General features: G+C 63.8%; 16 protein-coding genes and 1 tRNA gene. 3 read left to right on the top strand and 14 right to left on the bottom strand.

The features are described from left to right. Positions 1–58 precede the first annotated feature (58 nt). Positions 59–379 (top strand): thioredoxin TrxA, encoded by a 321-nt coding sequence (trxA, locus tag ACKUUH_RS14510; protein ID WP_407950628.1) that lies wholly within the window; start codon positions 59–61, stop codon positions 377–379. 52 nt (positions 380–431) lie between these two features. On the opposite strand, the gene ACKUUH_RS14505 is transcribed toward trxA, so the two are convergent. The 12 genes from ACKUUH_RS14505 to aroA form a co-directional block, all read right to left on the bottom strand. Further along, positions 432–1,766: a bifunctional folylpolyglutamate synthase/dihydrofolate synthase gene (locus ACKUUH_RS14505; RefSeq protein ID WP_407950627.1), complete on the bottom strand. Its 1,335-nt coding sequence runs from the start codon at positions 1,764–1,766 to the stop codon at positions 432–434. Continuing rightward, a complete protein-coding gene (gene accD / locus ACKUUH_RS14500; protein WP_407950626.1) occupies positions 1,763–2,677 on the bottom strand; it encodes an acetyl-CoA carboxylase, carboxyltransferase subunit beta in 915 nt (304 codons plus the stop codon). The genes ACKUUH_RS14505 and accD overlap by 4 nt, the downstream gene beginning before the upstream one ends. Positions 2,678–2,689: 12 nt before the next feature. After that, entirely contained in the window at positions 2,690–3,529 is an 840-nt protein-coding gene (gene trpA / locus ACKUUH_RS14495) for a tryptophan synthase subunit alpha (RefSeq protein WP_407950625.1), read from the bottom strand. Continuing rightward, positions 3,526–4,797, bottom strand: a complete 1,272-nt coding sequence (gene trpB, locus ACKUUH_RS14490) for a tryptophan synthase subunit beta (RefSeq protein WP_407950624.1) — start codon at positions 4,795–4,797, stop codon at positions 3,526–3,528. Before trpB ends, trpA begins: the two co-directional genes overlap by 4 nt. A gap of 10 nt (positions 4,798–4,807) precedes the next feature. Beyond that, complete coding sequence (locus ACKUUH_RS14485; protein WP_407950623.1) at positions 4,808–5,455, bottom strand: phosphoribosylanthranilate isomerase; 648 nt, start codon at positions 5,453–5,455, stop codon at positions 4,808–4,810. Between the two features lie 5 nt (positions 5,456–5,460). Further along, positions 5,461–6,162, bottom strand: a complete 702-nt coding sequence (gene pyrF, locus ACKUUH_RS14480) for an orotidine-5'-phosphate decarboxylase (RefSeq protein ID WP_407950622.1) — start codon at positions 6,160–6,162, stop codon at positions 5,461–5,463. A gap of 65 nt (positions 6,163–6,227) precedes the next feature. Beyond that, positions 6,228–6,506: a DUF1049 domain-containing protein gene (locus ACKUUH_RS14475; RefSeq protein ID WP_407950621.1), complete on the bottom strand. Its 279-nt coding sequence runs from the start codon at positions 6,504–6,506 to the stop codon at positions 6,228–6,230. A gap of 65 nt (positions 6,507–6,571) precedes the next feature. Beyond that, positions 6,572–6,907, bottom strand: coding sequence for an integration host factor subunit beta (locus ACKUUH_RS14470; RefSeq protein ID WP_407950620.1), 336 nt, complete (start codon positions 6,905–6,907; stop codon positions 6,572–6,574). A gap of 71 nt (positions 6,908–6,978) precedes the next feature. Continuing rightward, positions 6,979–7,923, bottom strand: a complete 945-nt coding sequence (sppA, locus tag ACKUUH_RS14465) for a signal peptide peptidase SppA (protein WP_407950619.1) — start codon at positions 7,921–7,923, stop codon at positions 6,979–6,981. 214 nt (positions 7,924–8,137) lie between these two features. Further along, on the bottom strand, positions 8,138–9,877 hold the full coding sequence (gene rpsA / locus ACKUUH_RS14460) for a 30S ribosomal protein S1 (RefSeq protein WP_407950639.1): 1,740 nt from the start codon (positions 9,875–9,877) through the stop codon (positions 8,138–8,140). Positions 9,878–10,046: 169 nt separating this feature from the next. After that, positions 10,047–10,694 (bottom strand): (d)CMP kinase, encoded by a 648-nt coding sequence (gene cmk, locus ACKUUH_RS14455; RefSeq protein WP_407950618.1) that lies wholly within the window; start codon positions 10,692–10,694, stop codon positions 10,047–10,049. Between the two features lie 11 nt (positions 10,695–10,705). Further along, positions 10,706–12,061: a 3-phosphoshikimate 1-carboxyvinyltransferase gene (gene aroA / locus ACKUUH_RS14450; RefSeq protein WP_407950617.1), complete on the bottom strand. Its 1,356-nt coding sequence runs from the start codon at positions 12,059–12,061 to the stop codon at positions 10,706–10,708. Positions 12,062–12,267: 206 nt separating this feature from the next. Here aroA and ACKUUH_RS14445 point away from each other — a divergent pair, with 206 nt between their 5' ends. Next, a complete protein-coding gene (locus tag ACKUUH_RS14445; RefSeq protein ID WP_407950616.1) occupies positions 12,268–12,666 on the top strand; it encodes a TIGR02300 family protein in 399 nt (132 codons plus the stop codon). Between the two features lie 114 nt (positions 12,667–12,780). Next, positions 12,781–12,856 (top strand) — tRNA-Ala (locus ACKUUH_RS14440). A gap of 21 nt (positions 12,857–12,877) precedes the next feature. Here the strand turns inward: ACKUUH_RS14440 and ACKUUH_RS14435 are convergent. After that, a complete protein-coding gene (locus ACKUUH_RS14435; RefSeq protein WP_407950615.1) occupies positions 12,878–13,747 on the bottom strand; it encodes an SDR family oxidoreductase in 870 nt (289 codons plus the stop codon). A gap of 23 nt (positions 13,748–13,770) precedes the next feature. Beyond that, entirely contained in the window at positions 13,771–14,412 is a 642-nt protein-coding gene (locus ACKUUH_RS14430) for a TetR/AcrR family transcriptional regulator (protein WP_407950614.1), read from the bottom strand. Positions 14,413–14,716 lie beyond the last annotated feature (304 nt).

Here is a 14,716-nt window from a genome sequence, read left to right as displayed (position 1 = left end):
CGCCAAGGCGCACGCCGCGACCGGAACGTCCGGGCGACGGCCAGAAAGGACAAGGAAAATGGCGACTAACAAAGTGACCGACGCATCGTTCGAGACCGATGTCATCGATGCGAGTGGGCCCGTATTGGTCGATTTCTGGGCGGAATGGTGCGGTCCCTGCAAGCAGATCGGTCCGGCGCTCGAGGAAATCGCGAAGGATTATGGCGGCAAGCTGACGGTCGCCAAGATCAACATCGACGAGAACCCGAACGTGCCGACGAAGTACGGCGTGCGCGGCATCCCGACGCTGATGATCTTCAAGGACGGTCAGGTGGCGGCGACCAAGGTGGGCGCCCTGCCGAAAGGCAAGATCGTCGAGTGGATCGACAGCGCCCTCTGATTCTTCGATTACGTTTCGAAAGGCCGGTCCTGAGCGACCGGCCTTTTTCGTTTCAGCCGTTTTCCGCGAGGACCTGGCCGGCGAGGTAGAGCGAGCCGCATATCAGGATGCGCGGCGTCGCCCGCCCCGCGGCAAGGCACGCACGCTCCAGTGCCTCGCCAAGCGACGAGGCCGGATGGGCATCGAGCCCCGCACCTGCCGCCGCCTCGCCCAGTGCTTCCGCCGTCAGGCTCGCCGGCGTATCGGGGATCGTGATCGTCTCGACATGAGCGGCGAGCCCGCGGAAAGGCGCGAAGAAACCTCCGGCATCCTTCGTATCGAGCATCCCGCTGACGAGAATGAGCGGGCGCGGATCGTCGTCGTGATCGCGTTGCGCGAGATCGGCCATCGCTTCGGCCACGGCGCGTCCGGCGGCGGGATTGTGTCCTCCGTCGAGCCAGAGCTCGGCCCCGTGCGGCAGCGCCGTAAGAAGCGGGCCTCTCGTCAGCCGCTGCAAGCGTGCGGGCCACTCGACGTCCGTCATGGCACGCGCAATCGCCTCGCGCGCAAGCGGCAGGATGCCCGCCTTGCGTAATGCGCAGATGGCAACACCCGCATTGTCGATCTGGTGCCGTCCCGGCAATCGCGGCAGCGGCAGATCGAGCAGCCCGTCCTCGTCCTGATAGACGAGCGAACCACCCTCCTCATGTGCGGTGAAATCCTGCCCGTGAAGGAAGAGCGGCGCGCCGGTCTTCTCCGCCGCCATTTCGATGGCAACGCGCGCCTCGTCCATCTGCGGACCGATCACGGCGGAAACGCCGCGCTTCAATATGCCCGCCTTTTCGGCCGCGATGAGCTCGATCGTGTCCCCGAGGAATGCCTGATGGTCGAGATCGACCGGCGTGATGATGCTGACCGCCGGTTTGCCGACGACATTCGTCGTGTCGAGCCGGCCTCCCATGCCGACTTCGAGAATGAGCGCGTCGGCGGGCTCGCGCGAGAAGGCGAGCAGGGCGGCCGCGGTCGTGATCTCGAAGAAGGTGATGGGCTCGCCTGCGTTTGCTCTTTCGCATTCGTCGAGAAGCGCGGCGAGCTTCTCTTCCGGTATCGGCGCACTTGCCGGCCGGCCCGCCAGGCGAATGCGTTCGTGGAAGCGCACGAGATGCGGTGAGGTATAGGAGTGGACGGCATAGCCGCCCGCTTCGAGCGCCGCGCGGAGATAGGCCGAAACGGAGCCCTTGCCGTTCGTCCCCGCAATGTGGAAGACCGGCGGCAAGGCGCGCTCGGGGTGCCCGAGCGCCGCGAGCAGGCGCCAGGTCCGGTCGAGCGAGAGGTCGATCAGCTTCGGATGAAGTTTCGTCAGCCGTTCGAGAATGACGTCGCTGGAAGTGACGGTGCCGCCGCTCACGGTGCCGCTTGCGCCGCGGTTTTCGCGGGCACGTTGGCGCTCTGCTGACGCGGGCTGCGTGGCCGGTGCGTCATCAGCCGGACCACGCGTGCGAGCGTGTCCTTCATCTTGTGGCGATGCACGATCATGTCGATCATGCCGTGGGCGAACTGGAATTCGGCCGACTGGAAATCGTCCGGCAGTTTTTCGCGGATCGTCTGCTCGATGACGCGGCGGCCGGAAAAGCCGATCAGCGCCTTGGGCTCCGCGATCTGGACGTCACCAAGCATGGCGTAGGAGGCGAGCACGCCGCCTGTCGTCGGGTCGGTCAGCACCACGATGAAGGGAAGGCCCGCTTCGCGCACGAGCTGCAGCGCAACGGTCGTGCGCGGCATCTGCATGAGCGAGAGAATACCCTCCTGCATGCGCGCACCGCCGGCTGCGGTAAAGAGGATATAAGGCGCCTTCTTTTCGAGGGCTATTTCCGCGCCGCGAATGATCGCCTCGCCCGCCGCCATGCCGAGCGAGCCGCCCATGAAGGAAAAATCCTCGATGGCGATCACGGTTTCGACACCGTCGAGCGGTCCATGCGCAACCGTCACCGCGTCGTCGCGGCCAGTCTTCGAGCGGGCCTCCTTCAGACGGTCCGGATATTTTTTCTGATCGCGAAACTTCAGCGGATCGATCGCCACGGCGTCGACCGGCACAAGCTGGTAGTCCGCATTGTCGAAGAGGGAGGCGAAGCGCTCCTTCGTGCCGAGACGCATATGGTTGTCGCAATTCGGGCAGACGCGCATCGCCGCTTCGAGATCGCGGTGGAAAATCATCTCGCCGCAGGCCGAACATTTGTGCCAGAGATTGTCGGGGGTCTGCTGCTTCTTGTTGAAGACCCGCTGGATTTTCGGCCGGACGACATTGTTGATCCAGTTCATCGGCTGAACTCCTTATTCGGCGGCTGCCTTGCGCGCGGCATGAACGCCGTCTGCAAGCTTGCCAACAAATTCCAGAACGCGCTCCACGGCGCCGGGCGTCACCCTGCCGTCCGTTCCGATTTCCCTCGCGATCGCATCGACGATCGCGGAGCCGACCACGGCGCCGTCCGCCGCGCGGGCGATCTCGGCTGCCTGCTCCGGCGTCTTGATGCCAAAGCCGACCGCGACCGGCAGATCGGTATGACCCTTGATCCGCTTCACCGCCGCTTCGACATTGCGGGCCTGCGGGCTCGCCGAGCCCGTAATGCCGGTGATGGAAACGTAGTAGACGAAGCCGGATGTGTTCGCGAGAACGGCCGGCAGCCGCTTGTCGTCCGTCGTCGGCGTGGCGAGGCGGATGAAGTTGAGCCCCGCCTTCATCGCGGGAACGCACAGCTCGTCGTCTTCTTCCGGCGGCAGGTCGACCACGATCAGCCCGTCGACGCCGGCCTCGATGGCGCGCCCGAGAAAGGTCTCGACGCCCATGTGGTAGATCGGATTGTAGTAGCCCATCAGAACGATCGGCGTGTCGTTGTCGCTCTCGCGGAAGCGGCGCACGAGTTCCAGCGTCTTCTTCATGCTCGCGCCGTTGCGCAGCGCGCGCTGCGAGGAAGCCTGGATGGAAGGTCCATCTGCCATCGGATCGGTAAAGGGCATGCCGAGTTCGATGACATCGGCGCCTGCCGCGGGCAGGCCGTTCAGAAGACCGAGCGTCGTGTCGAAATCGGGATCGCCCGCCGTGATGAAGGTGACGAAAGCGGCGCGGCCCTGCGACTTCAATTGAGCGAAGCGCTTTTCCAGTCGTGTCGTCACAGCGTCACCCCCAGGTGATCGGCGACCGCGAAGACGTCCTTGTCGCCACGCCCGCACAGGTTCATCACCATCAGGTGATCCTTCGGCAGCGTCGGCGCGAGTTTCGTCACGAAGGCAAGCGCATGCGCGGGTTCGAGTGCCGGGATGATGCCCTCAAGCTGCGAGCAAAGCTGAAAGGCGTCGAGCGCCTCCCTGTCCGTCGCCGAGACATATTCCGCGCGGCCGGTTTCATGCAGCCATGAATGTTCCGGCCCGATGCCCGGATAGTCGAGCCCGGCGGAAATCGAATGTCCGTCCTTGATCTGCCCGTCTTCGTCCTGCAGCAGATAGGTGCGGTTGCCATGCAGCACGCCGGGCGACCCGCCCTTGAGCGAGGCGCAATGTTCGCCGGTCTCGATGCCCTTGCCCGCTGCTTCGACGCCGTAAATCTTCACGGAGGGATCGTCGAGGAAGGGATGGAAAAGTCCCATCGCGTTGGAGCCGCCGCCGATGCAGGCGACGACGCTGTCGGGCAGCCGCCCCTCGCGTTCCATCATCTGCCGCTTCGTCTCCTCGCCGATGACCGACTGGAAATCGCGCACCATGGCGGGATAGGGATGCGGCCCCGCAACGGTGCCGATCAGATAGTAGGTGTTCTCGACATTCGTCACCCAGTCGCGCAACGCCTCGTTCATCGCGTCTTTCAGCGTGCCGGTGCCCGACGTGACGGGGATCACTTCCGCGCCCAGCAGCTTCATGCGGAAGACGTTCGGCTTCTGCCGCTCGATATCGGTGGTGCCCATATAGACGACGCAGGGGAGGCCGAACCGCGCACAGACCGTCGCCGTCGCGACGCCGTGCTGTCCCGCGCCCGTCTCGGCGATGATGCGCGTCTTGCCCATGCGCATGGCGAGCAGGATCTGGCCGAGGCAGTTGTTGATCTTGTGGCTGCCCGTGTGGTTGAGCTCGTCGCGCTTGAAATAGATTTTCGCGCCGCCCTTGCCGCCGGAGACTGAGGACTTTTCACGAAGATGCCCGGTCAGCCGCTCGGCGAAATAGAGCGGGCTTTCGCGGCCCACATAGTCGCGCTGCATGTAGTCGATTTGCGCCTGAAAGGCGGGATCGGCCTTCGCGTGCCGGTAGGCCTTGTCGAGATCGAGCACGAGCGGCATCAGCGTCTCTGCGACGAAGCGTCCGCCGAATATGCCGAAGCGGCCTCGTTCGTCCGGGCCGCTGCGAAGTGAATTTGCTTTCGTCAGGCTCACGCTTGCCACTTCCTTGTCCGTCATGCCCGCCAGCTCAGGCGGCCTTTGCCGCCCGAATGAAGGCCTCGATCAGTTCCGGCTTCTTCCGGCCCGGCGCATCCTCGACGCCGGACGAAACGTCGACAGCCTCGGCGCCCGTAATCCGGATCGCTTCGGCGACGTTTTCCGCGTTGAGTCCGCCGGACAGCATCCAGGGTGTTTCGGGCCTGTGTCCGGCGATCAGGGACCAGTCGAAAACGAGTCCGTTGCCGCCCGGCAAAGCGCCTGCCATAGATTTAGGCGGTTTGGCATCGAACAGCAACAAATCGGCTGAATCGCGGTAAATGGCGGCCTTGAGCGGGTCGTCGGGTCCGGCAATGCCGATGACCTTCATGAGCGTGAGGCCATAGCGAGCCTTGAGTTCTTTCAGGCGCTCCGGCGTCTCCGCGCCATGAAGCTGCAGGATGTCCGGCTGGAGCGCCTCGACCACCCCGTCAAGCGTCCGGTCGTCGGCATCGACGGTGAGCGAGACCTTGAGCACGGAGGAAGGAACGCCCTCCGCCAATGCGCGCGCCTGCTCGAGCGAAATGTTCCGAGGGCTTCTCGGAATGAAGACGAAGCCGAGATAGTCAGCCCCTGACGCAACAGCGGTTGCCACTGTTTCGGGTGTCGACAGACCGCAGATTTTCACCCGGACGCTCATCTCGTTCACGCCGCTAGCGACCGGCCGATCTCTTCGGCCGCGGCGCGCGGATCGCCCGCGCCGGTGATGGGGCGGCCGATCACGAGCAGATCGGCACCGCGTGCCACCGCCTCGGCGGGTGTCATCACACGTTTCTGGTCGCCAATGTCACTGCCTGCGGGACGGATGCCCGGAACGATCAGCTTGAACTCCTTGCCCAGGTCGTGCCGCAGTACCTCGATTTCATGCGCGGAACAGACGACGCCGTCGAGCCCGGAGCTGGCTGCGAGGTTCGCGAGCCGTCGTACATGGTCGGCCGGGCTGCCGGTGACGCCGGTATCGGCAAGGTCGGAGGCATCGAGGCTTGTCAGCATGGTCACGCCGATGACGAGTGGCCGGTCGCCGCCCGCTTCCTGCGCCGCGTCTGCGGCCGCGCGCATCATGGCCGCGCCGCCCGCGGTATGGACGTTGACGATCGCGGGGCGGAGCGGCAGCACCGCCCGGATGCCGCCGGCGACCGTGTTTGGAATGTCATGGAGCTTCAGGTCGAGGAAGATCGGCAGGCCTGCCGCCGCGACTGCGCGATAGCCGGCAGGCCCATGCGCATTGAAGAATTCCATGCCGATCTTTACCCCTCCGACGGAACCCTGAAGGCTCCGCGCAAGCGTCTCCGCACGGCCGAGATCGGTCGTGTCGAGGGCGCAGAAGACGGGGTTGTCGGGTGTCATGGGATTGCTGCTCCGGTTGCGGGCGTTATATCAGATCGTCCGGCCGGAGGCCTCGTTTTCTCGCCTCAGTCGCGCAAGGCAGGCAGGGTCTCGCCCGTGGCGGCGGTCCCCCGCGATTTTGCGGCTTTCCGCCGGGCCTGCGCCCAGGCGCCGAGGCCGCCGAACAGGATGCCGGCGAGCACGGAAACCAGGATCACGAGAAAAAGTGGCACTTCGAGGCCAAGCGCCGGAGAGGCCGTGTCGAACGGATCGAGGCTGAACAGGACCGGCCTCCGGTTCGCAACGGCAATGGCCATGGCAAGGATGACGACCGGGGGCAAAACGATCCAGCGCAGGAGTTTCACGAGGCTCTACTTCCGGTTTGGAACACGGGAACAAGTCGGCGGGACGAAGCCGCGCCGCAGACGGGTCAGTCGTCGCTGTCGTCGTTGTCGTCGTGATTCATGAGCTTGTCGTCCGCGATATCGGCATTGTTGAGCCTTTCGCGCAGTTCCTTGCCCGTCTTGAAGAAGGGCACGGACTTTTCCTCGACATGCACAGGTTCGCCGGTGCGGGGATTGCGCCCCGTTCGTGCCGGACGGTTCTTCACCGAGAAGGCGCCGAAGCCGCGAAGCTCCACCCGGTCGCCGCGCGCGAGCGCCGCACTGATCTCGTCGAAAATCGTGCTGACAATACGTTCGACGTCGCGCTGGTAGAGATGCGGATTGGCTTGGGCGAGGCGGGCGACGAGTTCAGACTTGATCATGTTCTTCCGTCCCCCGGCTTCTTCTCCGTCGGCTTCGCGCGCCACCGGTAGCGGCGGAAGCTCTTCCCATATCAGCGGTCAGGTTGCCAAACGCTCGTAAGACCGTCAAGTGTAAGTCTTTTTGCCTGCTGTGTTTTTCCGGTCAGCCCGTCAATGGTCGTGACTGCGGCTTCGCCCAGCGCACGCCCCGCGAAGCCCGCGACGCCGATATCGGGATAAACGGGTGTCCAGTCTCTCACGGGCAGCTTGTCGCTGATCCCATGTTCGCTCGCCAGCCAGGCGATGGCCTGCTTTTCGCCGCCCAGTTCGTCCACCAGGCCGTTCTCCACCGCCTGCCAGCCGGTATAGATGCGTCCGTCGCCAAGCTTGCGTGCCTGCGCCGCATCCATGTTGCGCCGCTCGGCAACGAGGCGAAGAAACCATTCATAGGAGGTGTCGAGCATCGTCTGTGTAACCCGGATGGCCTCCGGGCTTGCCTTGTGGAAGGGGTTCGGTTCTGCCTTCAGGGGGGCCGATTTCACTTCCCGCATCTCGACGCCGATATTGTCGAGCAGGCCTTCGAGCTGCGCCCACTGGAAAATGACGCCGATCGAGCCCGTAATCGTGTTGCCGCGCGCGACGATATGGTCCGACGAGAGGGCGGCGATGTAACCGCCCGATGCCGCCACGGTGCCGAGCACAGCAACGACCGGCTTCTTCTCCGACAGATTGCGCACCGATTCGAACAGCGCCTCCGCGCCCGTGGTCGTTCCGCCCGGGCTGTCGATCGAGAGAATGACTGCCTTGACGTTGCCGTCTTCGGCGATCTGTTCGAGCATGTCCTGCTGGGCGCGATCGTCCACGATGATGCCCGAGATCGAGACCCGTGCGATCTGCGCGCCCGGCAGCACGAACCCGCCTTCGGCAAGCAGCACGATGAGCGCAAGGACGAGGGCCGCGATGGCGCCGGCCCGCCAGTAGAACAGGCGGCGCTTCAGGCGCCGCCGGTCCGCAAGCGTATCTGCATCCAGGGACACGGGGAGGCTCTCCTTGGGAAGGTGCGAACAAGTGCCGGGAGCTTAAAGCGTTTTTGGCGAAAGTGGCTACCGCTTTTGCGGTTAGGGACGCACCGGAACGAGGGTTCTGACGGGCGATTCTGGGGCCATGGGGAGGTGTGGCCGCCGGGGACGCGAAACAGGGAAGCTTCGAAAAAGGGTCCGGCGGGGTGGATGTCCACCCCGCCGGCTCGTCTTACTTGTCTTCGGTATTGGCCTTGTTGAGGGCCGCACCGAGAATGTCGCCAAGCGATGCGCCCGAATCGGACGAACCGTACTGGGCGACCGCTTCCTTTTCCTCGGCAATTTCCAGCGCCTTGATCGAGAGCTGGATCTTGCGGGCGGCGCGGTCGAACTGCGTCACGCGGGCATCGACCTTGTCGCCCACGGCGAAGCGCTCGGGGCGCTGGTCGGCGCGGTCGCGCGCGAGTTCCGCACGGCGGATGAAGGCGGGCATGTTATCTTCGCCGACCGTCACCTCGATGCCGTTCTCGGTCACGCCCGTCACCGTGCAGGTGACGACCGCGCCCTTGCGGATGCTGTCGCCGAGCGATTCCATCGGATCGCCGCCGAGCTGCTTGATGCCGAGCGAGATGCGCTCCTTCTCGGTGTCGACGTCGAGCACCTGGGCTTTCACCACCTGGCCCTTCTGGTAGTCGGTCATGGCTTCCTCGCCGGACCGGTTCCAGTCGAGATCGGACATGTGCACCATGCCGTCCACATCGGCGTCGAGGCCGATGAAGAGACCGAACTCGGTGATGTTCTTGATCTCGCCCTCGACGATCGTGCCGGGCGGGAAGCGCTCGGCGAAGGTGGTCCAGGGATTGTCCATGCAGTGCTTCAGGCCAAGCGAGATGCGGCGCTTCACCGGATCGACTTCCAGCACCATCACTTCCACTTCCTGCGAGGTGGAAACGATCTTGCCCGGATGCACGTTCTTCTTCGTCCAGCTCATTTCGGAAACATGGACGAGGCCTTCGACGCCCGGCTCGAGTTCGACGAACGCGCCGTAATCGGTGATGTTCGTCACGCGGCCCTTGAAGCGCGCGTTGAGCGGGTACTTCGCTTCGACGCCTTCCCACGGATCGGCTTCAAGCTGCTTCATGCCGAGCGAGATGCGCTGCGTCTCGTGGTTCACCTTGATGACCTGCACCTTGACGGTCTGGCCGATCGAGAGAACTTCCGTCGGATGGTTCACGCGGCGCCATGCGATGTCCGTCACGTGGAGCAGGCCGTCCACACCGCCGAGATCGACGAACGCGCCGTAATCGGTGATGTTCTTGACGACGCCCTCGAGCACCTGGCCTTCCTTGAGGTTCTCGACGAGTTCCTGGCGCTGTTCGGCGCGGGTCTCTTCGAGGACGGCGCGGCGCGACACCACGATGTTGCCGCGGCGCTTGTCCATCTTCAGGATCTGGAAGGGCTGCGGAATGTTCATGAGCGGGGTCACATCGCGCACGGGGCGGATGTCGACCTGGCTGCCCGGAAGAAATGCCACGGCGCCGTCGAGGTCGACCGTGAAGCCGCCCTTCACGCGGCCGAAGATCTGGCCGTCGACGCGTTCCTGCTTTTCGAACGCCACTTCGAGGCGGATCCAGCTTTCTTCGCGCTTCGCCTTCTCGCGGCTCAGCATGGCCTCGCCCATCGAATTCTCGATGCGCTCGAGATAAACCTCGACCGTGTCGCCGACGATGAGCGCGGCGGGCTTGCCCGGCGCGCCGAATTCCTTGAGGGGCACGCGGCCTTCGGTCTTGAGGCCGACGTCGATGATGGCGAGATCGTTCTCGATGCCGACGATGGTTCCCTTGATCACGGAACCTTCCTGCATGTTGCTGTCCATGAAGGACTGCTCGAGCAGGGCGGCGAAATCTTCGCGGCTCGGGTTGAGCGCGCTGTTCGTGTTAGCCAATGGTGAAGTCTCCTGACGATGCTCTATGTTTCGGCCGACGGTTGGGTCCGGCGGTCTTCCCCCGAAATCGTGAAATGTTCGGGAGCATGTGGATTTGGGCAGTGTCGGTTAGGGGTTGCACATATCTCCGGGCTGTCCCCGCGATCGCATGATCCCAATGGCAAAAAGCGCGCTCGCCCCAAAGGCGAAAACGCACTTAACTCATTGCTTTGTCTATGATCGCGACGGCAGCGTCGAATGCCGCCTCTATACTCAAATCGGACGTGTCGAGCAAGTATGCGTCGGCTGCCGGCTTCATCGGGCTCGCGGCTCTTTCGGCATCCCGGCGGTCTCTTTCGCGCACATCCTCTAGGATTTGTGCCTCGCTGACCTCGACCCCCGAATTGTTGAGTTCGAGCCAGCGCCGATGGGCCCGGATTTCCGGGCTCGCGGTCACGAAAATCTTCACCCGGGCATCCGGACAGACCACCGTGCCGATGTCCCGTCCGTCCAGCACCGCGCCCCTCTCGCCGCCGGGCGGCCGGAAGGCGAAATTCCGCTGAAAATCGAGGATAGCCGCGCGGATTGCGGGCTTCACCGCGACGATCGAGGCCGCTTCCCCGGCCTCCCGCGTCCGGATCGCCTTCTCGTCGATAAGGGCCGTGTCGAGCGCTTCCGCGGCCGCAAGCGCTGCCTCGTCGTCGGCGGGATCGCCGCCCGCCGCCAGAACGGCCTGGCCGACGGCGCGGTAGAGGGAGCCCGTATCGAGATAGGCAAATCCGTAATGCCGGGCGAGCTTGCGCGCCAGCGTGCCCTTGCCCGATGCAGCCGGGCCGTCGATCGCGAGGACGACGGATCCGCTCATCGTCCCGTCGCTCATTGGGCCCGGCCGGCGAAGCTCGCGCCCAGACCGCGCATCAGGCGCTCGAAATCCGGGAAGCTCGTCGCGATCATCGAGGCGTCGTCCACGGTCACCGGCTTCTGCGCGGCAAGCCCCATGACCAGGAACGACATGGCGATGCGGTGATCCATATGTGTCGTCACATGCCCGCCGCCGCCGGCCTCGCCACTGCGCCCCTCCACGATCATGCCGTCTTCGCTCTCGCGGACCTTGATGCCGTTGGCCCTGAGGCCGGAGGCGGTCGCGGCGATGCGGTCGCTTTCCTTCACGCGAAGCTCGTGGATGCCGAGCATCGTGGTGGTGCCCTCCGCGAAAGCCGCCGCCACGGCGAGCACCGGATATTCGTCGATCATCGAGGCGGCGCGGGCGGGCGGCACCTCGATGCCCTTGAGCCGGCTCGAGCGCACGCGCAGATCGGCAACCGGTTCGCCGCCTTCCTGGCGCTGGTTCATCACTTCGATGTCGCCGCCCATTTCCATCAGCGTCGTATAAAGCCCCGCCCGGTGCGGATTGAGCGTGATCCCCTCGACAACGATCTCGGAGCCAGGTGTCAGCAGGGCAGCGACAACCGGAAAGGCGGCGGAGGAAGGATCCCCCGGCACCGCGATGGGGCAGGGCGTGAGCTCGGGTTCGCCGGTAAGGCTTATGGCAAGAAGGCCGTCCTTGTCCGTCTCGCTCGCGATTTCGGCGCCGAAGGCCCTCAGCATCCGCTCGGTATGGTCGCGCGTCGGCGTCGCTTCGAGAACGGTGGTGACGCCGGGCGTGTTGAGACCGGCAAGAAGAATGGCGGATTTGACCTGCGCGGAGGCGACCGGCGACCTGTAGCTGATCGGCAGCGCTCGTCTCGCGCCGGTGAGCGTGAGGGGCAGACGGCCGCCCTCCCGCGCGTGGAAATGCGCGCCCATTTGCGTCAGGGGAGAGATCACGCGTCCCATGGGACGGCGCGACAGCGAGGCGTCACCGGTAAAGGTCGCGGTGATGGGATGTCCGGCGACAAGACCCATGACCAGCCGGGCGCCGGTTCCCGAATTTCCGAAATCGAGAGGCTGTTCCGGTTCGCGAAGCCCGCCCACGCCGACCCCCCAGACCGACCAGGAACCGTCGGCATTGCGGGTCACCTCGGCGCCAAGCCAGCGCATGGCTTCGGCGGTCGCAAGCACATCCTCCCCTTCCAGCAGCCCTTCGATGCGCGTTTCACCGACGGCGAGCGTCCCGAAAATGAGCGCGCGGTGGGAAATCGACTTGTCTCCAGGCACGCGAATCCGGCCATTGAGGCCATGGGACGGCTCAGCGGTCAGGCTGGCGGGAGAATGAGAAGAGGATGAGGCCAATGGAGGTCCGTATGGCGATGTGTGGGTGTTGTGCGGGGGCGGTTCCCGGCGTTCGCGGAAGGCGCCCGTTTTCAGGTTTGTCGTGAGGCGCGAATAGGTTTTGACAGGAGCTATTTAACGTGGCAATGGGAAAATCCTTCTGGACGAAGGCCATGGGCCCTGATGGCACCTGGCCGTGACGCAAACCGATGCGGGGAGAGTAAAGCTTGTCGAAACCGGAGTTGGGAACGAAACGCGATTGCCCGAGCTGCGGCGCAAAGTTTTACGACCTGAACAAGAACCCGGTCGTGTGCCCGAAGTGCAAGCATGAATATGTCCCGGATACCGGGTCGAAGGCGAAGCGTGCCAAGCCGGTGGAAAAGCCCAGGGAGAAGGTCTCCAAACGGGTGGTGGCTGCCGACGATGATGGCAACGTCTCGCTCGACGCCATGCGGGACGATGAACTCGCGGCCGATGTCGACGACGATATCGACGTGGATGATGTCGATGTCGACGTGGAAGTCGATGACGACGATGACAACGACGCCTTCCTTCAGGACGACGAGGATGAAGATGACGATGTCACCGGCATCGTCCGTGGCGGCAAGGGCGGCGACGACGACTGATCGCCACTGAAAAGCAAAAGGGCGGCAGGACCAAGTTTCTCTTGATTGAGGGAAAGAGCGGCCCTAAGTTCCGCCACCGTTGGCGCGGCCCCCATGCCGCGCCGCACGAAGGATGGGGCCATAGCTCAGTTGGGAGAGCGCTTGCATGGCATGCAAGAGGTCGTCGGTTCGATTCCGTCTGGCTCCACCAATCCTCTCCGAGATGATTTTCTCAAGCTTCCCTCGGTTGGAAATAGGCCGGCCGTCCGGTGGGCCATGGATCTCCCCATAATTGTTCGCCACCATCGACGGTCAGCACCTCGCCGGTGATGAACTTGCCGCTCGGCGCCGCGAGATAGACGACTGCCTGCGCGATGTCATGGGCGTCGCCGACGCGGAACATGGGGTTTGAATCGAGATAATAGGATTTGAGGCCTTCAACGGGATATTGCTTGAAGCCGCTCGTTTCGCAGACGCCCGGCGCGACGCAATTCACGCGGATGTCGTACGGCGCCCACTCGACGGCGACTGACTTGGAGAGATAGGCAACGCCCGCGCGCGCCGCGCATGTATGTGCGATGCCGGGCATGCCGCGCCATATGTCGGCAACGATATTGACGATGGCGCCGGGGCTCTTGCGCTCGGTCCACTGGCGCGCAGCACTCTGCATCATGTACCAGGTGCCGTTGAGATTGGTGTCGATGACGGCGTTCCATCCCTTGACCTTGAAGTCGAGGGCGGGTTGAGGGAACTGACCGCCGGCATTGTTGACGAGAATGTCGAGCGCGCCGAACTCGTTCCAGACCGCTTCGATGAAACGATCCACCTGTTCGGGGTCGCGTATCGTCATGGGCATGCTGAAGACACGTGCGCCAATTTCTTCCAGAAAAGGCACTGTCGTCGCGAGCTTCTCTTCGCTCCGGCCGCATATGGCGATATTGGCGCCGAGCCGTGCGAAGAGGTAGGCGATCGCTCTGCCCAGACCGCTGCCGCCGCCCGAAACGACAACCGTTTTCCCGGAAAAGAGATCGTCGCGATAGACCGTGGGCAGGGCCTTCAATTCTTCATCCGAAAAACCGTAACGCGATTTCTGGAAGCTCATGGGCTTCTCCTTGCGAATGCGCCTCAGGCGACTTCTTCTTTGTCTGCTGCCGTACCACGCATGACGTCATCCGCGCCAATGCCTTCGAGAAGCATCAGGCATACATGATCGGCCATTGCATGGATGGATGTCTTGCCGGGCTTGTACCATTCGACCGACCAGTTGAGCGCGCCCAGAAGCAGCATGCGCACCATGCTGAGATCGACATCGTCGCGCAGTGCGTCGGCCTTTTGTGCCCGGCTGAGAATGCGCCGCCAGAGCGCGGAAAAGGCGTCGCGCTTCGGGATCTGACGTTGCCGGATTTCCTCCGGTATCTGCGCGAAGATGCTGATGTTTGCGGACGTGTAGTCACCGTGCTTCAGAAGGGTCGTGAGATGGGCATCGACGGCCGCGCGAATGCGTTCATACGGCGGCGCGTCGGCGGGCATGTTCTCCTGGCTTTCCTCGACCGCTTCGTGAACCCGGTTGATGCCGATGTCGAGAACTTCCTCGAGCAGTTCGTCCTTCGAATTGAAATGGTAGTAGAGGCTGCCCGCCTGCATGTCCGCGGCCCTGGCAATCTCGTTCAGCGTCGTTGCGGCGTAGCCCTTCTGGCGGAAGGTCTTGGCCGCGGCGTCGAGAATCCGCGTGCGGCTGATGTCCGACTTGCTTTGCTCGATCGCCATTGAAGGGTCTCCTGAAAATTGATCGCTACACGGACATTCAGGACGGATGATGCTCGCTTCGAACCGGTCGGATAGTAGAAAGGAAATCCGGGCCTGTCCAATAATCTAATGAACATTAGAAAATAACTTGTGCGCCTTCCGGAGTTGAACTAGCGTTGAAAAAACAAGATCGGCCCTTCTTGAGATGCCGGTTGATGAGGGAAGGTGGGAGAAGACATGTTGGGACTCCGTGACAGGCCCGTCGTCGTGACCGGCGCCGCCAGCGGTATCGGCAAGGCGATTGCGCTGCGGCTCGGCGAGGAAG

Source organism: Parvibaculum sp. (genome assembly GCF_045863935.1).
Classification (GTDB): Bacteria; Pseudomonadota; Alphaproteobacteria; order Parvibaculales; family Parvibaculaceae; genus Parvibaculum.
Note: the sequence above shows the minus strand (reverse complement) of the source record. Positions and strands in the feature narration are given on the sequence as shown.

Coding starts and splice junctions, on each gene's coding strand:
- ACKUUH_RS14485 (WP_407950623.1), bottom strand. CDS start 5,455: ATGAGCGTCCGGGTGAAAATCTGCGGTCTGTCGACACCCGAAACAGTG.
- ACKUUH_RS14470 (WP_407950620.1), bottom strand. CDS start 6,907: ATGATCAAGTCTGAACTCGTCGCCCGCCTCGCCCAAGCCAATCCGCAT.
- accD (WP_407950626.1), bottom strand. CDS start 2,677: ATGAACTGGATCAACAATGTCGTCCGGCCGAAAATCCAGCGGGTCTTC.
- ACKUUH_RS14430 (WP_407950614.1), bottom strand. CDS start 14,412: ATGGCGATCGAGCAAAGCAAGTCGGACATCAGCCGCACGCGGATTCTC.
- pyrF (WP_407950622.1), bottom strand. CDS start 6,162: ATGACACCCGACAACCCCGTCTTCTGCGCCCTCGACACGACCGATCTC.
- trxA (WP_407950628.1), top strand. CDS start 59: ATGGCGACTAACAAAGTGACCGACGCATCGTTCGAGACCGATGTCATC.
- cmk (WP_407950618.1), bottom strand. CDS start 10,694: ATGAGCGGATCCGTCGTCCTCGCGATCGACGGCCCGGCTGCATCGGGC.
- trpB (WP_407950624.1), bottom strand. CDS start 4,797: ATGACGGACAAGGAAGTGGCAAGCGTGAGCCTGACGAAAGCAAATTCA.
- ACKUUH_RS14435 (WP_407950615.1), bottom strand. CDS start 13,747: ATGAGCTTCCAGAAATCGCGTTACGGTTTTTCGGATGAAGAATTGAAG.